Source organism: Sedimentisphaera salicampi (assembly GCF_002117005.1).
GTDB lineage: Bacteria > Planctomycetota > Phycisphaerae > Sedimentisphaerales > Sedimentisphaeraceae > Sedimentisphaera > Sedimentisphaera salicampi.
On sequence record NZ_CP021023.1, the window covers coordinates 195387 to 216563 of the forward strand.

The following is a 21177-nucleotide window of genomic DNA, read 5'->3' on the forward strand; positions in this document are numbered from 1 at the left end:
CAAAATGTTTTTAAGAAAATGTTTTATAGATAACGACGTTAATATTATTTAGGTAATGCTTCGCTTAAGTTTTGTCGTTTTATTATACTGATGATTTGAATTCAGGCAAGGTTGCAGATATAGACAACCAGTAAATAGTGGGCAGACAATGGCTTGAAGATATGTAATTTGTTTTTAATTTGTGTTAAATTGAGTGTTTAAAAGTGCTGTTTTTAAGAAGGTGAAATTATGACTAATGGAAAATTTAGCCACTTACTGATAATTGTGTTAGTCTTATCAACTGCGAGCTATGCTGCTTTTTGGGATGGAGGCGCAGGCACAACTTCCTGGAATGATGCTGCTAACTGGGACCCTGACGGTGTTCCAACCCCGGATACTGACCTTGAGTTGGGGGCGGAACCTGCGCAGGAAATCGTTATCTCGGCTAATGCCTCCAGCAGCAGAATTGATCTGGGTTACGAGAATGGCAAAGATGTAAACCTCACAGTTGATGGAGCTACATTAACTACAAAATGGTTTGTAAATGCCAGCAAAAAAGTCGATGCAACTGTTAATATCACTAACGGCGGGACGCTTGATACGGCTTACAACAGGCTCTATATTTCCAATTATGGTACAGGCGTCATAAATGTTTATGACGGAACTGTTAAGAACTTAAATACGGAGTATGGAATCTTCATGTGCGGCAAACCGGCAGGAGAAGCCACAATTAATCTTTACGATGGTGAAATAATCGCCAACGGAATAGAAACAGGCAATCAATGGACCGTTAATATTGGTTCCGGGGAGCTGAAACTAAACGGAGACCACAGGGCCTTTATGAACACCTATTCAGATAATTTCAACCCTATACAAGGTATGACCGATATAAAGGTAAATTATGATTCTGATACAGATAAAACGGTGATTTATGCGGAAAAAGATGAGCAGGAAAACTACGTTTTAGAGGAACCACGCGAAATACCAGTTGTAGCCGAAAATGATATAGTAGTTGTAGGTGGTTCTACTGCAGCAGTGAGTGCAGCAGTAAGTGCATCAGAGTCTGGGGCAAGCGTATACTTGGTTGCCCCCAAAAAATATTTAGGGGAAGATGTCTGCGGGTCCTACAGGTTATGGCTTGAGAATGGAGTTGACCCTAACAATGAATTGGCGCAAACAGTTTTTGAAGAGCCTGAACCTTATCAGGGAACTCTTGATTATGAATACACTGCAAGCGTACCCTCAGATCCAAAACATGAAGACACCGACCCGCCCAGTCTTCTTAATGACGGCAAGTTCACTAATCCAGTTTCTCAGAGCATTCAATATAACAGCGATGTTACTATAACTGTTGACTTAGGCGAAAGATTATCATTTGATAAAACCAATGTGATGGCATATCAGAGAGATGATAATTTCGAGGTCAAGGATGTAACGGTTTACGGGAGTAATGACAGTCAATCCTGGGATGAACTTGCCTTTATTGAAAATGAATTGCTTGGCACAGGTTCTTATGAAGAGGATCCTATTGATTTGGTTGCTGATTTAGATGCAAAGTATCGCTATCTTCGTTTTGAAGTAAGAAAACCAGAAAATGTCTCAAGGATGCTCCTTGCAGAAGTGCAGGTTCTTCTGGCTCAGCAGGAAGCCACGGGACGCAGACCTCCTACTCCTATGCAAGTTAAAACTGAATTGAATAATGCCCTTTTTGATGCTGATGTGCCCTATGTTTTTGGTTCATATGCCACGGAAATTATAAGGGATTCAGAAAACCAGCCTGCTGGTGTTGTTGTTACTAACAGATCCGGCAGACAGGCTATACTTGGCAAAGTTATAATTGATGCAACTGCTCGTGCTAGTGTTGCACGCAACTCAGGTGCTGAATTTGAACCTTATCCGCAGGGAATTAGCTCTTTTCAGAGGTATGTAATTCGAGGTCCGGAGCAGACAGCACCAAATATTCAGTCAAGGAAAATGACTGCTCCGGTATCAGGGCCTTACAGTGGAAATTATGAGGCTGTTGAATATCAGGTATCGGTGAATATGATTGACGATTCCTATGCTTCATTTGCCGCCGCCGAAATGAGTATAAGAGATCTTACTTTTAGCATTGAGCAGGTTGATTCATCAGAAAATATCTGGCAGGTTCCTCCTGACCCTGTCATTTCAAGAAACCCTTATACAGGAAATTATACTTCTGTAAGCGATATCCCTGAAGGAGCTTTTTTACCTGTCTCAACTGATCGAATTTATGTCCTTGGAGGATGTGCTGATGTGTCAAGGTCAACAGCGGAAAATCTTCTCTACCCGCCTGTTTATATAGCTCTTGGCGAAAGAATTGGCGGTTTTGCAGCTGCCAAGGCAATGAGTTTGCCTGAGCAGGAAGACGTCAAACTAAAATCAAACCATAAATCTCCCACCATAAATGGTGTGGTGAAGGAGTCCAAGTACGGAATAAGTCCCACTCGGTTTTGCCAGTCAATGATACCTGCTCAACAAAGATCTTTGAAGGTTCTGGCTGAATATGATGTGGTTGTTGTAGGGGGTGGTACGGCAGGTGCACCCGCTGCGATTTCTGCCGCAAGAGATGGGGCAGATACGTTGGTTGTCGAATTACTTCACGACCTTGGCGGAGTGGGAACATTAGGGCTCATAGGAAACTATTATGCAGGAAACAGAGTTGGTTTTACATCAGAAATCGACCAAGGTATTGCCCAAATGAATCCGCCCGAACTTTGCGAAAATTCGGATTGGAATATTGAAGCAAAAAAACAGTGGTACAGAAATGAAATAATGTCTGCGGGCGGAGATATATGGTTTGAAACCATAGGTTGCGGCGCGGTAGTCGAAGATAATAAAGTGAAAGGTGTAGTAGTTGCAACCCCATTCGGAAGGGGTGTTGTCTTGGCGGATGTAGTAATCGATTCGACTGGAAATGCCGATATTGCAATCTGTGCTGGTTCGGATTATAGATATACTGATGACGAGCATGCCGCATTGCAGGGGACAGGTTTCCCTCCTCGAAACCTTAATGACAACTACTCTAAATATTTTTGGTATGCCAACAACGATTGGACCTATGTAGAAGAAACGGATACTATGGATGTTTTCCGAACTGTCTTGACAGGTTTCAATAAATGGTCTTCCGCATATGACATAAGTCAGTTCATTCTGACAAGGGAAAGAAGACGCATCGTGGGAGAGCACTTTCTTGATGTCGTAGATTTCCTGAACTTAAGGACTTTCCCTGATACTATAACTAAGGCTTATGGAGGTCATTACGACACTCATGGCATGACAGTACACAAGTTCTTTGATATAAAAACTTCTCAGACTAACAATTATTGTTACATACCTTATCGTTCTCTCATCCCTGAAAATCTTGATGGTATTCTCGCAACTGGTTTGGGAATAAGCGCACATAGAGACACCATTCCAGTCATAAGAATGCAGCCAGATATCCAGAATCAAGGATATGCTGCTGGTCTCGCTGCTGCCTACGCTGCTCACAACGGTGGGCATACCAGAACTATTGATATTGAACAACTCCAGCAAGACCTTGTTGACAAAGATATTTTAGAGCCGGAAGTTAAAGGCCACACTGATTCTTTTCCTTTTACGGAAACTCAAATTCAGCAAAGTGTTGACCAGATGATTGGTAGTTCAGAATACAGCGGACTTAAGAGAATTCTTGCGCAGCCAAATGATGCTGTTCCATACCTTGAACAGGCCTGCATAAATACAGCCAACTCTCAAGATGCGAGGTTTAGAGCTGCACACGTTCTCGGTATGCTAGGTAATGACACTGGCATAGATCTAATTATTGATGCAGTACAAAACTTCTCTGAATGGGATGAAGGCTTAAAGGTTAATGTTCCTGCTGGAGTGGAAAGAGATTTCGGGAACAGCTTGAGTGAACTTGACAGTTACATTGTTGCTCTTGGAAGAACGGGCAATCCAGCAGGTTTGCAGGCAATTTTAGATAAAGTGGAACTGCTCAATGCCGGCCATGAGCTCTCGCATCACAGAGCTGTAGCAATTGCTCTTGAGTCTATAGCATCACCTCAGGCCGCAGAGCCGCTAGCCAACCTCCTTGCAGAAGAAGGTATGACCGGCTTTGCAATTACAGACATTGAGCAAGCAATACCAAAGACGTATACAAGCAGGGGCAAAACATTAAGGGAACTTATTCTGGCCAGAGCTCTTTATCGCTGCGGAGATCATCAGGATGTGGCATTAAATATATTGCAGCAATATAAATCCGACTTGAGAGGACATTATTCAAGGCATGCTCATGCTGTTTTAAGAAAGGCAGATGTGAACTGTGATAGTTGCGTCGATTTCAAGGACGTTGCTTTTCTTGGAAAAAATTGGCTTAAATTTTGTGATATGTGTTATGGTGCTGATTTGAATTCAGACAAAGTTGCAGATATTCAAGATCTTACAATAATGGGCAGCCAATGGCTTGAAGATATGTGATTTGTTTTAAGTTTGTGTTAAATTGAGTGTTTGAAAGTACTATTATTTAAAAGAGGTGTAATTATGACTAATGGAAAATTTAGACAGTTACTGACAATCGTGTTGGTCTTATCGACTGTGAGTTACGCAGCTTACTGGGATGGAGGTGCAGGCACAACCTCCTGGAATGATGCTGCAAACTGGGACCCTGACGGTGTTCCAACCCCGGATACTGACCTTGAGTTGGGGGCGGAACCTGCGCAGGAAATCGTTGTCTCGGCCAATGCCTCCAGCAGCAGAATTGATCTGGGTTACGAAAACGACTACGATGTCAACTTCACAGTTGATGGAGCTACATTAACTACAGGATGGTTTGTAAACGCCAGCAAAAAAGTCGATGCAACTGTTAATATCACTAACGGCGGGACCCTTGATACGGCTTACAACAGGCTCTATATTTCCAATTATGGTACAGGCGTCATAAATGTTTATGACGGAACTGTGAAGAACTTAAATACGGAGTATGGAATCTTCATGTGCGGCAAACCAGCAGGAGAAGCCACAATTAATCTTTACGATGGTGAAATAATTGCCAACGGAATAGAAACAGGCAATCAATGGACCGTTAATATTGGTTCCGGGGAGCTGAAACTAAACGGAGACCACAGGACCTTTATGAACACCTATTCAGATAATTTCAACCCTATACAAGGTATGACTTCCATTCAGGTTGATTACGATTCCCAAGGCGACCTAACCACTGTAACTGCTGTCCCAGAACCTGCAACATTGACTTTGCTGGGGATTGGCGGTTTATCATTGTTTAGAAGAAAACGCAAAAATTGAACTCATAACTGAGATATATGCAGAGGCCGGAATACTTAAGAATTCAAGCTGATAAATGCTGCACACTTTGAAAAAGCCTCTGCATATATTATTCCAGTTTCAGTTTAATCGTCTTTATTTCCCATGGCCGGAAGCTGAGGTTTATCATTTTTGAGCTGGATTTTAGTTCGCAGATTTCTTCTTCCAGGGCATTTGTAAGCCATGCATTCTCGATTTCGAAGGCTGATTTGAGTTTGGCCTCGCTGCTTCCGCCGGCAGATTCATAAAGCCTAAGCACAACTTCGCTGCCTTCTTGAGCCTTTTTAACAGTCTCTAAAACTGCAGTTTCTGATTCTATATCAAAGAAGCTTAAAGAATTGCTGCTTGCTGAAGGAATTGGGCAGTCCTCGTTTATGATAAGGGGCGAGTTTAGCTCGCTCGCAGCCTCAGCAACCCCGCCCTGAATTAAATTACCTTTATGCGGCAGAAGCGAATATGTGAAGCTGTGTTTGCCCTGATCTGCCTCTTTTCCGGGGAAACTCGTACTTCTGAGCAGGTTAATGTCTATCACATTCCCAAATAAATTATAGCCGTATTTACAGTCATTTAGAATTGCAGCGCCTCTGTCCTTCTGTGATATGTCCACAAATTTATGTGCGCATACCTCAAGCATAGCCTTATCCCAGCTTGTGTTGGTATGGGTTGGGCGTCTTAGATTGCCGAACTGTATATCGCAGGTTGCAAAATGGCTGAAAACATTCAGCGGGAATTTCGTCCTTAGCATTTTGGAGTTTTCATGCCAGTCAACCTCCGTATTGAAGTCTATTCGTTTGCTGCCGTGAGTTAGGACAATCTTTTGGGTAAGTTTTGAATTACCGTAGGAGTATGTCTGTTCCAGAATCGCCTTTGGACCGCTGAGGCTTGCAGAGCTGCTTTCGAGCTTGAAGGATTCAGAAGGGAGCTTCTGATAGTCTTCAAGTATATCCCATGCATCGCCGTTGTCGGTGTAAACATCAAGGGTGTTGCCTTTGCTGCCTTCATGTATTGTTTCAAATCCTGCCTGCTTGTCATAAGCGGATATAAGGCGGCCATCTTCTGAAAATTCAAGCCTGATAAGTTCGTTTTCAAGGAGCTTTCTTTCGGCTTTCAGAGGAAAACTTTCTTCAATAATCTCTGATTTTTTAAAGCATCTAAAGCCCATCGGTTCCACTTCGGCTTTCAGCCAACCGTATTTTGTTTGAACCCACTCGCTTCTTTTCCATGATAGGGTGTTGAATACTGCTATATCATTGCTGCTCGCGTCAAATCTGCCGTTTTTATTCTCTGAGAGTGATTTTAATGCATCTCTGGTAAGCTGCTGCACTTCCTGAAGCAGCAGTTCATATCTTTCGAGACACTCATCGTAAACCCGCTTCATTGAAGACCCTGGCAGTATGTCGTGGAATTGATAGAGAAGGACTTCTTTCCAAATCTCATCAAGCCTTTCTTGCGGGTAATCCCACCCATTCTGCATAGCGACGGTTGCCAGGAATTCGAGGTCCCGCAGACGCAGTTCCAGCATCCTGTTGTATTTTTTGGTTTCAGCCTGCGAGGTGTATGTGCCTCGGTGTTTTTCAAGATAGAGTTCTCCGTGCCATTGAGGGTAGTTTGCGCTGTCTTGGTTAAGATGTTCGAAAAAGTCCGAGCTGAATTCCTGCTTTACAGGGGGAAGTCCGCTAAGGTTTTTGAGCCTTTTGAGCTTCTCGAGATGTTCTGCGCCAGGCCCTCCGCCTCCGTCTCCAATTCCAAAAAGCATCAGGCATCTATCGCTTACAGCTTTCTGGGCGTAATTCTTTTCTGACTTAGCTATAGACTGCGGGCCTGCATTGCTGTTGTATGTTTCTTCCGGAAGCATATGGCTCAATACTGCTGTTCCGTCCAGGCCTTTCCAGTAAAAGGTGTGATGGGGGAATTTGTTGGTGTCATTCCACGAGAGTTTCTGAGTCATGAAGTAATCAACTCCGCAAGTCTTCATTATTTGTGGAAGAGATGCTGAATATCCGAATACATCAGGAAGCCAGAGATTCCTTACGTCAAGCCCAAATTCTTCTCTATAGAATGTTTTACCGTAAACAAATTGTCTTATGAGGGATTCACCTGAAGGCAGGTTGGTGTCTGATTCAACCCACATTCCACCCTGAAGCTCCCATCTTCCCTCAGCGACTTTTTCTTTTATCTTGCTGTAGAGGTTAGGGTATTCATCTTTAACCCATTGATATAGCTGGGGCTGACTGGCTCCAAAAATGTATTCAGGGTAGCGTCCCATTAAATCCAGTACGGTTGAAAATGTCCTTGCAGCCTTCCTGAAGGTTTCTCTTATCGGCCAGAGCCAGGCTAGATCCATGTGGGCATGGCCTACAGCGCTGACTTTCAGGCATGGGTCTAAGCTTTTTCTGCTCAGCTCCTTACTTAGCAGGTCTCTCGCCCGCTTTACTTCATCCTCATCGAAGTTATGAAGTATCACCATCGCCTCATAAAGAGCTCTTGAAGCCCTTGCATATCTTGCACTGTCTTTATCCAACACCTGCATAAGCTCTCTGATTGTCCAGTAGTCGTAGTAGAGATCTCTTATGTCATCCCTGCATACGGCTATATCTGCCTGTTCTATTCTGCCGTCTTTGCATAGTGTTCCGAAAAGGTCGTTGCAGCCTGCATCAATCCATATATCTATTTTGCCGGTTTGCTTTGCATCATTCGAGAGCTGAAGTACCCTTTTTCCGGGTTGTCCCAGCGAAAAGCAGAATGAAGAGCTGCCGTTGGTTAATCCTCTCTGAGGATTCCCGTGATTATCAAATACGCAGGCCTCTCCGTTGAAGTCTATCAGGAGAACGGTATGTTTATCTTTGCAGTCCTCTGGCACATCTCCTGTAATGTGAAACCAGCAGCAGTCGAAAACATCGCCCCATTTATCTCCCGGCTTAAAGGTTTTCTTTTCACCTTCGGTTTTCCTGTCAAAGGGAAGAGGTTCTTTAGTTGTGTAACCCTCAATATTGAGGGGTGTCTTTGGGGTATAAATTTTTTCTTTTATATCGTCTGCAAATTGGATCATCATTTCAATCTGCTTCTCGGAAAATCTAAACATATTCTATCCTTCGCCTTCCTTCAGATTAGAAGAAAAAACAGTGTCTTATCATTTATACGCACTAATGAAGCTTGAGCCTAATTGTAAAACATTTTACAGGCTCAAGGCTGGGCAATTATAGCGCTAAATAATTGTTAATGAAGTATTTTTTTTATTAGCTGGAAAGCTGGACGGTTTTTCAAGATTTCAGGTCTCTGAGCATACCCTGTTTCTTGAGTTTTTTCTGCATTTTTGTTACGGAAATATCTCTCAGCCCAGTCCCTTTACCAGCTGCCATAGCTGCGGCAAGTCCGGCTGCCTGTCCGGTTTGCGAAACTATAGGCTGAACCCTGTAGGCCGTCATTGCTATATGTGTGCCGCTGATTATTTTTCCGGCTGTTAAGAGACCCTCAAATCCGCTTGGGATAAGAGATCGGTAAGGAATACCGAAAGGGGGGATATGCTTGTCTTCTTTAGTCCAGCTCTCACCCCAGCCGTCAAGATAGTATTGACCGATAGCTACAGTGTCATCTGCATATTTGCCTTTCCTCATGTAGCCTTCGGTAATTACAAAATCGCCTTTGATTCTTCTGTTTTCCCTTACTCCTACTTTAGGCGCAAAATTTACCGTGAAACCGCTTTCAAAGAGCTTTCTTACCGTTGGTTTCAATCTTTGCTGCAAGAGCCTCTGGGTATTTGACACTTCTATAGGGTTTCTCGTATCCTTGCAAATTTCAGTGGCTCCCCAGTGAATATAAATCCCGGTCTTTCTATTGTAAAAGCTATCTTTCACATTTTTGAACCAACCGTAGCCGTAATCGATGCATCCTGCATTTAGCTCTTCATAAACCTTGAAGTCAGATTTTTCAGTTCCGAACTTCTGACTTATAAACATCTGCGTACAGGGCATAACCCTCTCATCAGCTTTTTCTTTCCCGTGAGTTTCATTGAATTGTGCTTTTGAATCTCTTCCGTACATTGACTCGCAGCCGGCCATTTCACATACTGCGCCGTTGCCCGTGGCATCTATTGTAACTTTTGCTTTTACTGCAATCGAATGCCCAGCGGCTCCGGAAGCGATCACTCCCTCAAATCTGTCTCTGTTTCCTTTTGGGCTTATCAGAGGCTCAACAGCTCTTGCCCCGCAGATAACCTGAATATTCTTTTCTGCTGATATCATATCATCCAAAATCATACTGTAAGAGGATGGGACATACCAGAAGTCAGACAATTTATCCTTATTATTGGATTGAGGCCTCAAAAGCGAATGGTCATTTTTCAGTTTATCGACCATTTCCTTGAAAATACCCACCATCGGATTTCCGCAAAGATACCCAACGTACATATCTGTTGGCGCGCCGCCTATTTGCTGATCCTCTTCAAGCAGCACAACCCTTGCCCCTTCGCGTGCAGCAGAGATTGCAGCGGGTATGCCTGAGGCGCCCGCACCCAATACCAGTACGTCGGTTTCAACGGCATCAATATCTAATTTACGGCCTGCATTAAGCTTATCATTATTGCCGTACATGGTTGAAGTTAAGAAAGCTGGCGTAAGCAGCGAGCTCTTTATAAAATTCCTTCTGTTGAAACTATTTATAGCTGACATTATAAAACCTCATACAATTTTTATTAGAGAATAATTTCCTAAAACTTGCTTTATCAGGCAAACATTTTATTCGGCATTTTCATCAAATTTATAGCTTTCTACAGGCCCATCTGCCGGAGGAAGTTTGCTGTACCAGAAGAAGTACATACCAACCATACAGAAGACCGAAATGCCGAGAGTTATAAAGAACGCATTAAACGAATGAATAACCAGCTGCATAGGCATAAGGAATAAGGTTACCTGCCATCCCATTACAAAAGGCACAGCTATAATGTCATTCTTGTGCTCGGATTCCATAAGTTTTTTCTCTCGAGGGCTTAAAGTGTCTTTCAGAGGCTTCCAGAGCCCGAAAGGTCTAGTCCTCATATAGAATTTTTTGAGAGTGTTCCAGTCGGTAGGCTTGAAGCAGTAAGTCGCCGCTATGGTGCACAGAAGCGTTGCAGCAAAAACTATCAAAAGCTGTATTCTCGGGTCGAGTCCGGGGGCTATTGCTCTTTGGAGTATTGCAATAGTCATACCGGAGAACATGCCGATTGCAAAACCTTCGCCGTTAAAACGCCACCAATAAAGCCTCAAAAAGCATGGAGCCACAAGGCCAGCATTGAGACCCATAACGAGCCATTCCCATATATCCGTAACGCCTTTGAGGGTGTAAGCGAGGAGGAAACCTGCTATTACTAATATGAATGTAAACAAGTAGCTTGCAGTAATAAGCTCCCTGTTTTTTGCTTTAGGGCGAAGGTATCTTTTGTATAAATCATTTACAAAATATCCACCCGCTTTATTTATTGAAGAGTCCAGCGTGGACATTGCAGCGGCAATCAATGCTATGAAGATTATGCCCCTCACCCCTGATGGGATGCTCTTCATCAAAACTGCCGGCATTATAGTTTCCGGATTAACCCCGCCTTCAAAGCTAACCATTAAGGTCTTGCTCTTCCAGCCTTCATTGAATAAGTCTTTCAAACCATTTATAAGCTCAGGCGAATATTCGGAAGGCGCCTGTACTATATGAGCCAGCGTATCATACCATTTGTGCGCTGGAATCTCACCGAGATGTGCCCTTATCAATTCTGCGGCCTGAGGTATTGCGTTAGTATCGGGGAATGAATCCCGAACAAGATATATTCCAAACACTGCAAATGCCATTATCAGAGGCCATCTCAGGCTCATGATAACCGTCCAGAATGCAGACATAAGCCCGCAGTCTCTGTCGCTTTTTGCCCCGAAATACATTGGCTCAGCGCCCGAAACGCTCATTCCGAGAAGTATGTTCAAAAACAGATATGAGAGAGCGAAAGAAAGCAGGTTTGAATACTGCTCATAACCCGGAAGGAATTTTGTCTTTATTTCCGGCGCGCTGCTTGCCCACTCCTGATTCCCTGTAACCTGTGCTGCTGTATCTGAAAATGAAGTAAGATCAGGTATTTCAAAGCCGGCGAGAAACGCCACTGAAATTGCGCCTATGAAAATGAAAAGACCCTGAACAATATCACTGTAAACCACGCCGTAAAAGCCGGATATTGCTGTGTAAACTGTTGCCATACCAACGAAAATCAGGCAGCATTGGAAAGGTGTAAACGGGAGGAAAAGAGACAGGAATATGCCAAGCCCCTTTATAGTCATACCGAGAAGCCCTATTGTAAGCAGTATTATAGCTACAACTTGAGCGATTCGTGAAAGATGCGCACCAAAACTCTTGCCAAATCGGAACATCATCCATTCAGCCAGCGTCATGCAGCCTGATCGCCGGTGCCATTTTCCCGTCCAAAGCAGCATGAAAACCATAACAAGCCCTGCCCCTCCACGGAAGGCTATATATAATCCCTTTGGGCCGATCATATATATGAATGCTACTATTATCATTGTGCCAACAATGTTTACCCACATTGCCATTCCCGAAAAGCCCAGAGCCCACCAAGGCAGTTTCCTTCCGCCAAGATAGTAGTCATCAAGGCTTTCTGCTGCTTTTTTGCGCATGTAGAGACCGATGCACAGCAAAAATACAAAATACAAACCAATGATCGTGTAGTCCAGCCAGCTTAAATAATGCATCTTAAGTATACCTTTTAATGTTGTAGTGTTTAAAAATTAACTGTTTCGAATTGACTGTTATAACTGTTTACTATATCCGTTATTAGGTTTATCCGCTCAATGTCTCCAGTTGAAGAAATCTCGTCGGAAATACCTAAAATAAGTTTAGGTGCAAAAAGTTCGATTATTCTTTCTGTGCAATCTGTAAGAGTTTTTTCAGAGTAGGTCTCATCGAAAAACACAGCAGGAATTCCATCTATCAAATACATATCGTCGCCGAGAGCCTCTTTTATTTCTTCCAGGGTTACATCGCCCTGCGGGGTTGGAGTTATAGCCTCAATTCCGTCAAGGCCGGTCTGTCTTGCGTATTTCAGTAGTGGTCGGCAGTTCCCGTCCCAGTGAGAATAAACAAATTTGCCTGCCGAATGAAGCTTATCGCACCTTCGCCGGCAGGCCGGCAGGTGATATTTTTCGAATAAATATGGTGGTAGGCTGTCGCTGTGTATGTTTTCACCGAAATTAACCAGATTAACAGGTGAATCGTTTATCAATTCTATAAGTCTGCTGTGACTTTCTTCAAGGGCATTGAAATACCTGTCCACAGTTTCAGGCCAATCCTGCATCGCAAAAATGCCGTTCTCTATGCCCATTTTTTCAAGATAAAGGCTTTGGATATTCATTCGGGGCATTATAACCGCAGGAGCTCCCAAGTCGCCAATCTCTTCTATAAGTTTATTATATTTCTCCCCGTTCCATTTCCATGAGCAATTTTCTTCCCGCCAAGCTGCTGTTTCAAGTTCTTTCTCAGTTTCAACTTCTCGCTTCAGATGCTTAGGCCACTGAGAGGTTTTGCTTTTTTGAAGTATTTCTGTCTGGCAGCCGGCAGGTGTTTCAATTGTATGGGTGATTTTTCCGTCCGGGTTCTCTTGGAAGGTTTGCTGTACCCTGTAATCTTCCTGTCTTTCAAAACATTCCCCGAATTCGTAAAGCCGTGCAGAACAGCCGAGCTTTCTGTAGATATCGTAGATGCTCAGCCCGGCATACTTTTCAGGAAGAGGTTCGCCGCTGAATATCTTATCATGGTACCAGCATATTATTCGCGGCTGCCAGAGGATTTTCCCATCTGATCTGCCAAAAACTGCATCGCTGTTCAATTTTGCAAAATTCACCTAATGCTCTTTTATAGAATGTTATTAAAGGCCTCAAAGGCAGTATAAATGTTTTCCGGCTTTGCACCCGGCCCGAATTGAACCTGTGCAATTACTCCTCCGTTTTTGTAGAGTTTGCCGCAGATATCTTCAACTGCGTTTCTTATCTGCTCGCTGCTTCCTTCCGGCAGAAGATTCTGGCGGTCTATCTCGCCCCAGAATGTTATCCGCCCGCGGAATTTTTCGCTGAGTTTGTCTAATCCGATACAAAATATTTGACTGCTCAAGGCATCCAGCCCAATTTCTATCAAATCTTCCATTATATCGTATATGTAGCCGTTGGAATGCATAAAGATTTTCTTGCCCTTTGAGCGGGCTATATCGACATATTCCTTGTACATCGGCTTGAAAAGCCTTCGCCAATGATCCGGCGAAATAAGCAGCGAATTCTGCATTCCCCAGTCGTCCATAAACATAAGCCCATCAACATCAGTTTCAGCCCAAGTTTCAAGGAGCTTGAGGTTATACTGATGGATCGTGCCGATAAGCGTTTCAAGCTCGGTGGGCTGCATTGCCAAATCAAGCATTACGTTTTCTGTCCCGCGAAGAAACTGAAGCCTCTCAAAAGGCCTCGGAGCAGCGCCTGCAAGGATGAATTTCTCAGATTCGCTGCAGAAGCGGTTTACTTTTTCTTTGTCCACAGTGAGCATTTCAGAAGGTGGGCTGACTTTTGAAAGTTCATCCCAGTTTTGTATCAATGGCGATTTAACCTCGCCCATAATTCCTTCGTGTTTATTGTAGAACTCACAGCCCCATTCGTCTTTGTATGTCCCTGAAATATAGGGGTCTCCAAAGGTTTGCGGGCTTGTTTTAAGAAAATTAGGCGAAGAAATTATGTCATCCGGAAAAGTCGTTTTGATTTTCGAAACCTGCTCCGGATAATTAATCTCAGCCCAGCGAAGAAGCCAGAGCTGTCGCGGAATTCTTTCAGGATTATCGAACTCAAGTGTTTTTGTTACCAGTTTGCGTGAAGTCATTAGATTCCCTTTTGCTTAAATTTATAATTATTATCTAATGACAAACATAACTTCATTTGCCAAATTCGCAAGTCTATAAATTAGCTGAAATATTGTTCCAGGTTTCATAAGCGGTATAAACATTCTCAGGTTTTGCGCCGGGGCCGAATTCCAGCTGGGCTATTGTTCCTCCGTTCTGGTATAATTTATCAAATATTTCTCTGACGGCGTTCTGGATATCATCTTGGCTTCCCTCCGGCAGAAGCCTCTGGCGATCTACTTCACCCCAGAATGTTAATCTGCCTTTGCAAATCCTGCTTACTTCATCAAGTCCCATGCAGAATATCTGGCTGTTTATAGCATCAAGACCCAGTTCAATCAGGTCTTCATAAATATCCAGAATATATCCGTCGGAGTGCATAAAAATTTTCTTGCCGCTTGAGTGGGCTATATCTATATATTCCTGATACATGGGTTTGAAAATTTCGCGCCACTGATTAGGTGAAATCAGCAGCGATCTCTGGGCTCCCCAGTCATCCATAAAGGTAAGCGCATCGACATCAGTTCCCGCCCACACTTCAAGCAGTTTGAGGTTGTATTGATGGATTGTATCTATAAGTGTTTTTAGCTCAGGCGGCTTCATCGCTAGATCAAGCATTACATTTTCTGTCCCGCGGAGAAACTGAAGTCTCTCAAAAGGCCTTGGACACGCCCCAGCAAGGATGAATTTTTCCGATTCTCTGCAGAAGCTGTTTACCTTATCCTTATCAACACTAAGCATTTCTGAAGGGGGACGAACATTGGAGAGATCATCCCAGCTTTCCACAATAGGCGATTTTACCTCGCCGATAATCCCCTCATGCTTATTTACAAATTCGCAGCCCCATTCATCAAAGAAAGTACCCAGCTTGAACGGATCACCCTCAGTTTTAGGCTGCGTTTTAAGGCAGTTTGGAGGCGGGACAATATCGTCTGGGAAATCTGCTTTAATTTTGGAAACTTCTTTCGGATAATGATTCTCAGCCCAAGGCAGAAGCCAGAGTTGCCTCGGTATTCTTGCAGGGTTGTCAAACTCTAACGTTCGTATTACTAATTCTCTGGGAGTCATAGCTGTCCTCGCATTGATTATCGTATTTAACTATTTCATATGTGCTTTCAATGAAAGCATCCACATTTTCAGGTTTAGCACCTGCTGATATTGCCCCGCCGGTGCATAAAACAAATTTCTGGTTCTGGTTTGCAGTTTCAAAGCAGTATCTGGCAGCATTTTTTACGTCTTCAGGAGTCCCCTCAATCATAACGTTGATCGGATGAATATTCCCTGCAAGTATCACATCGGGAAGAGCCTCTCTGAAGTCTTTTATATCGATATTCGGAGAGAAGCCCATCAGCTCATCGATATTAAGCTTATTGAGCTGGGAAATCCCTGAGGGTATAATGTCTCCGTCGGTATGAAGGCTGCAGAGAGCTTTGCCTTTGTATCTGTTGAAGATTTCGCCTGTGTAAGGACGGACAAATTCATCAAAGAGCTCTGGTGGCAGGTATGCGCAGTAGTCCTCGCCGATGTCCACTTTGTCGTAGAGGTTATTGTTTGCTGGCATATTGCCCCATCTTGATTCGGTAAATTCAATCCATTCAAGCGTTCGCTGGAAAAGAAAGTCGAATATTTTTTTTACCTTTGCGGGGTGGTCGTAGAGGTCTATGAAAAACTTTTCAGTACCTCTGAATATTGAGTATAGATCCATTGCCCCTGTAGAACCAAGGTAGTGATAAACTTTTTTGTCGTCAGGCAGCCGGCTGTTGAAATATTCAATTGCTTTTGTTATTTCCTTTGCCGCCTTGGTTTCAGCGATTGGTGTAGTGCAGAAATAGCGGTCGAAATTGTCTAAGTCTTTCTCAAGTACCCTGTCAGGCACGGATTCAGGGTGGTCTTCGTTAAACTTTTCGAGATCAAAGAATATATCGGCATTTCCAATGTCTATTGAGAAATCCCTGAGGCCGTAAAAGCGGTCGTTGACAATTTTTTGAGCTTCGAACATTACTTCAATATCACTGCTGTAGTCTTTGGGGTTTACATTTGCATATTCGCATACAAAAGTGCAGTCCAGCCACAAGCGAAAAGGTGCATATTCCACCCGCTCACCCCTTATAAGCTTTCGATACCTTTCTACGTTGCCTTCAAGAAAACCGTCTGGTACTTGAGCCATTTGATACCTCAACAAATTCAAATAAAAAAATGTTAACACGAAGCAACTTTTGCATATGGTAAAACTAACAAATAGCAAATATTTGTCAATAAATATATTGACGATTTTTAAATTTGCAGTATATTCTCTTTCATAAACTGTATCTGATAGCTAAAACTTTTTTATTACTGTTTTGTTCAAGATTTAGTGATCTCGCTTAAAGCAGTGTTACAAAAGCTTTGTTGACTTCTGTATATTGTTAACCGAATTTAAGGGCTTTTTTATGAATTTCTCAAGGGACAATCAGGTTATTGCAGTCTTATTTGTGTGTGTGTTTTCATTTTCAGCGAACGCCATAGCCAATTCACCCAGATGGTTTCCCTCTCAAGAACCACCGGAGTTTGTCTTGAAGACAAATTATATGGGAGATTTGGGAAGTGAGCTGCCTGATAAGATGGAAAACAAAAAGCATTTTGGAAATTTAATGCACATACTTGCTCAGTCTGTTTCTGGATTGGCTGCCAAAGGTGTTAATCAGGGCAAAACTGATGAAATGATATGGATACAGAAAAGAAGCAGCGATTATCAAAAGTGGTTCAAGATGACAAAGGAAAGGCTTGGTTTTGAGGATAAAGGTGTTCATTCTTTGACCAGCCTGATTAAGCGTTTCAAAAAACAAGGCCTGATTGAAGGATATATAGTTTATTCATACGATGATTCAAAGGGCGGCGCATATACTGAAAGGGAGGATATAGACTCTTCTCTGAATGTTGCAACAACTCTTGCAGGCATCAGAAATGCTATTTTGCTTGAGGAGAATGTTGAGGTTATAGGCAGAAGGCTTGGATTGAAAAGGCTTTTTGATGCCCGCGGCAAAACTATGGATTGGTGTTATGATAATGTTCTTGGCGAGCTCAACAGAAATGCTCTTCTTACTGTTGACCCGAAAGTTGGCTACAACAGGGCTGTTGCTATAGCTAACCGTTGCGCTTGTGTTTACGGGATAAACGATATAACAGCCAAATTCAGCGAATGGCTTAATCCTCCCTCGCCAGTATTCGGCTGGAACTGCGGGGGAGAAGCCGAACAGACAGGACTTGTAACAGAATACGGGCATTTCCAAACCGCTACAAACTGGGCATTAAACCTTCCGCTGCTTTCGGCGGATTCGGAAAATGCAGAACTCAGGAGAATAAAGGCAGTCGAACCTTCCGATATAAATTACAACGACAATCGCCGTCCTGCTGCGTTTATTATGAGCGACGGGGATAATCTGCAGTGGATTACCGGAAAATTCTGTATGGACAGGAGATACTGGGCTAATCCCTATCACGGAGGTTTTCCTATGGGCTGGACAATCTGCCCGGGACATTTATCACAGCTTTGCCCTGCCGCCTTCAATTATCTTTCAGACACCCAGCCGAAGAATTCCGGTTTGATGGAATATGGAGGCGGTTATTACTATCCTGACCTTTTTGCAAAAAAAAGAGAGAACCGCTTAAAGTATCTCGAGATGCACGCAGAAAGGATTTCTCATTATCTGAATCGAACAGGAATAAAGGTCTTTAGTTTTATCTGTAAAGATGTTGACAGTCCTGAAGCACTGGAGGCATATTCACTGTATGCCAAAAAGCTCAAAGGCATATACGGAATGATTGCAGTGCAGTATTATCCATACAACGGGGGCGACGGCGAAATTTTCTGGTATAAAAATTCAGAAGGAACTGAGATTCCTGTGATTACTGCCACCCATTCAATATGGAATAATGCCCGCTGGGAAGGCGGCGGAACGCCTGCCAAAATAGCAAGGCTGATAAATGAAGATTCAACAGATACCGGCTTCAGCATTGTGAGTTCTCATGCATGGTCTAAATTCAATAAGATTCCAGATAACGATCAAGAGGCAGAGAACGTTCCAAAAGAAGCCTCAAAAAAACAGCTTAAAAATGCTGAAAGCGGACTTACCCCAGTTAAGTGGTGTGTTGACAGGCTCAATCATAAAGATGTGCATGTAGTAACGCCTGAAGAGCTTATCTGGAGAGTAAGGATGGAAAAAAGACCTGAACAAACAGAAGAAGTTATCAATAGATTACAGAAAAAATATTCCGAAAGGTAATTTTTATGAAAAGACGCGATTTCCTAAAGCTTGTAGGTGTCAGCGGAGCAGCAAGCTTGCCAAGCGTTTTAACTGCTGAGCCCCAAATCCCTTCGCCCGGGAAATGGAGTTTGTCGCCAAACAAGCTTACAGCTGCAGAAACAGCAGATTTAGAGCTAAGATACGAAAACGGAAGTTATGCCCTCCCCGCAGGCTCTTACCATAGGGTTTTAATCGAGCCGGTTAGTGTAAAGACCTTTTTCCATTGTCCCCCAAGTACTGATTTGAAGGTTGCCCAATATAAAACGTCTTTGCCCAATATAAAACTCGAGCCGAAGAGAGTAAACGGTGTAGGATTTAGAGAAGTCAAAATCGTTTTCCCTGAAGGCCTTAATGCAGGTGGAAGCTTTGCACTGAAGATTGGTAATAAACAGCCAGACGGAAGCGTTAAGGCATTGATAAACCCTACCCAAGTTCAAAATCTCACCTTCGAGACATACACCTGTTTAGCTGGCAGGGCAAACAAAAATCCATGGAAAAGCTCTGAGGGTAAAGAAATGGACTGGGCAAAAATGGGCTGGATAAGCTCTCTTCCCCATTTTGACATAAACGGCGGCAGAGCTTCAAAACTCAGGCTGTTTGCGCCTTCATTAATTCAGGTTGATAAACCCTTCAGTCTAAAAATTTCAGTTATAGATGATTTTGATAATAAGGCCTGTCCAAGTTATCAGAATGATGTGGTACTTGAAGAGCTTGAGAATCTTTCTGCTCTTCCTGATAGAGTGAAATTCAGATATTCAGATGATTGCAGCAAAACTATTGAAGGGCTCAAAGTCCGGAAACCAGGCATATACAGAGTTAAGGCAAGCCTTTCAGGAAGTTCAAAATATTTCGAGAGCAATCCGATTGTTGTTCGTGAGAAGGTAGAAAATCCAATCTACTGGGGGAATATACACAACCACTGCCAGTATTCTGAATGCTGGGGGACCGATCTGGATACATTTTATTCCTTCGCTCGCGATATTTCCGGAATGGACTTTGTAGCACTCAGCGACCATAGGGGACAAAAGCCGGTAAAGGGCAGGTATGTAAGCAGGCTGCTTAGATGGCGAACGGGCAATGCAGACAGCCTAAAGGCATGGAAAGATACAATCTATAAGGCGGAAAAATACAACAACCCAGGAAAGTTTGTAACCCTTTTCGGCTATGAATGGACATCCATGGACAGCGGCCACTATAACATATACGTTCCCGAAGCAAAGCTTGAGGATATGGATAAGTATTTCACCAAGCGATACACAGACTATGGTTTCAATATCCGTGAGATGCTAAAAGACACTGAAGCCCTCTTCATACCGCACGGCCATGCAGACAGGCTTCCGTTCTATAATCTTGTGCATACAAAAAACGCAGCGGGTAAAGAGCTTACGCCTGCGGTAGAGGTGTACTCAGACTGGGGCGGAATGTATTTCCCCTATAAGCAATTTGATAAAGACTCGCAATTCGGAGCTGCAAGGAATTCTGACACAGAAAGCTATCTCTGGGTAATTGACAAAGGTTATAAGCTTGCTGCTATAGGAGATTCAGACTCACATACAGGCCTGCCCGGTAGAAGGACAGTAGGAAGCTGCGCTCCAAATCACGACCACCCCCAGGGGCTTACTGCCGCAATCACCTCAGATTATACCCGCAGGGGAATTATGAACGCCTATCACAACAGGCATGTTTACGGTACAACCGGTGAGAGGATATTCCTTGAAGTGAGGGCTGAGGATGCCTTTATGGGCGATGAGCTTCGCACAGATGAATCTTTTGATATTAATGTACAGGTTTCAGGAACAGATCTGATAGACAAAATCTATCTTTACAGAGGCCTTGAAAAGATTGGCGAAAAATCACCGCAAAATCAGAGAGACGTAAGCTGTGTTTTTGAAAATCTTCAGCCTTCTGAGGATGAAAGGCCTTACGCTGTCGCCGTAATCCAGAAGGACGGCAGCAGGGTATTCGGTACTCCTGTATGGGTACGAAAAAAGTCTGTACCCGAATTGACTGTCGTTAAAAACGGCGATACTGCTCTTCTCTGCAATGAAGGAAACTGCGATGCTGAGAAGATAAACATCATGTATTCAGGTTTTGAGCATCCCTTTGCGCTGCCTGCCTTGGAAGGGTACGAGTGCGGCATGAAAGAATCTGCTGCTATGATCTGGACACAGCGATGGAACGATTTCAAGACTATGTTCCATTACCGCTGGCACGGAGAGCCGATTGAAGGCCGTATCCGAATAATTGGGGCTGAAGATTATAACGTCGATTTCAACAGAGACTTCATTTTCCGGAAAAATAGATACAGCGACGACGGCAAAGGCAATATCACTTTCGAAACCGGCAAAATGGTAATACCTTCCCATTCTCAGGGCTTCGATATTATGATAAAAAGCCGTACAGACCGCAAATGTCAGGCCGTGATAGAGCTGAACCGAAAAGTCAGAACTTACATGGGTCCAAAGAAAATTGTCTCTAAAGAAGTTGTTGTACCTCTCAACGGAATTACGCAAAATAGATTTAATTCATATGAGATTTCAAAAATCAGCAGCGATGAGAAGATACCCATAGACAACAAAAAAGGTTTCTACGCAGTTGATCCTTCAATGAGAATAACTGAAGTGAATGAATCAAACAACCTTTATTATTTGCAGTAAGACTTTTATCTATTGAGATAAGAAAATGAAA

The 21177-nt window shown here is 43.2% G+C and carries 11 protein-coding genes; 4 read left to right on the forward strand and 7 right to left on the reverse strand.

Going from position 1 to position 21177, the window contains the following annotated elements:
* Positions 1–228: 228 nt before the first annotated feature.
* Both STSP1_RS12605 and STSP1_RS00740 read left to right on the forward strand, forming a co-directional pair.
* Positions 229–4458 (forward strand): FAD-dependent oxidoreductase, encoded by a 4230-nt coding sequence (locus STSP1_RS12605; RefSeq protein ID WP_085754511.1) that lies wholly within the window; start codon positions 229–231, stop codon positions 4456–4458.
* 117 nt (positions 4459–4575) lie between these two features.
* Positions 4576–5283 carry a PEP-CTERM sorting domain-containing protein gene (locus STSP1_RS00740; protein ID WP_161491543.1) on the forward strand — a complete coding sequence of 236 codons (708 nt, stop codon included), beginning with the start codon at positions 4576–4578 and terminating at the stop codon, positions 5281–5283.
* 88 nt (positions 5284–5371) lie between these two features.
* Here STSP1_RS00740 and STSP1_RS00745 read toward each other — a convergent pair whose 3' ends face one another.
* From STSP1_RS00745 to STSP1_RS00775, 7 genes are all read right to left on the reverse strand, one after another.
* Positions 5372–8383 carry an alpha-mannosidase gene (locus tag STSP1_RS00745; protein ID WP_085754513.1) on the reverse strand — a complete coding sequence of 1004 codons (3012 nt, stop codon included), beginning with the start codon at positions 8381–8383 and terminating at the stop codon, positions 5372–5374.
* 178 nt (positions 8384–8561) lie between these two features.
* On the reverse strand, positions 8562–9968 hold the full coding sequence (locus STSP1_RS00750) for an FAD-dependent oxidoreductase (protein ID WP_085754514.1): 1407 nt from the start codon (positions 9966–9968) through the stop codon (positions 8562–8564).
* A 66-nt stretch (positions 9969–10034) separates the two neighbouring features.
* Positions 10035–12023 carry a sodium:solute symporter family transporter gene (locus tag STSP1_RS00755; protein WP_085754515.1) on the reverse strand — a complete coding sequence of 663 codons (1989 nt, stop codon included), beginning with the start codon at positions 12021–12023 and terminating at the stop codon, positions 10035–10037.
* Between the two features lie 29 nt (positions 12024–12052).
* On the reverse strand, positions 12053–13171 hold the full coding sequence (locus tag STSP1_RS00760; protein ID WP_085754516.1) for a uroporphyrinogen decarboxylase family protein: 1119 nt from the start codon (positions 13169–13171) through the stop codon (positions 12053–12055).
* Positions 13172–13182: 11 nt separating this feature from the next.
* Entirely contained in the window at positions 13183–14187 is a 1005-nt protein-coding gene (locus STSP1_RS00765) for a uroporphyrinogen decarboxylase family protein (RefSeq protein WP_085754517.1), read from the reverse strand.
* 73 nt (positions 14188–14260) lie between these two features.
* On the reverse strand, positions 14261–15274 hold the full coding sequence (locus STSP1_RS00770; RefSeq protein ID WP_085754518.1) for a uroporphyrinogen decarboxylase family protein: 1014 nt from the start codon (positions 15272–15274) through the stop codon (positions 14261–14263).
* Positions 15234–16373, reverse strand: a complete 1140-nt coding sequence (locus tag STSP1_RS00775) for a uroporphyrinogen decarboxylase family protein (protein ID WP_085754519.1) — start codon at positions 16371–16373, stop codon at positions 15234–15236. Before STSP1_RS00775 ends, STSP1_RS00770 begins: the two co-directional genes overlap by 41 nt.
* 262 nt (positions 16374–16635) lie before the next feature.
* Here STSP1_RS00775 and STSP1_RS00780 point away from each other — a divergent pair, with 262 nt between their 5' ends.
* Together STSP1_RS00780 and STSP1_RS00785 are read left to right on the forward strand one after the other, a co-directional pair.
* Positions 16636–18468 (forward strand): GxGYxYP domain-containing protein, encoded by a 1833-nt coding sequence (locus tag STSP1_RS00780; RefSeq protein ID WP_123806940.1) that lies wholly within the window; start codon positions 16636–16638, stop codon positions 18466–18468.
* A 5-nt stretch (positions 18469–18473) separates the two neighbouring features.
* The gene (locus STSP1_RS00785; protein ID WP_085754521.1) at positions 18474–21146 is read left to right on the forward strand and encodes a DUF3604 domain-containing protein; all 2673 of its coding nucleotides are present in this window, start codon (positions 18474–18476) and stop codon (positions 21144–21146) included.
* Positions 21147–21177: the final 31 nt, after the last annotated feature.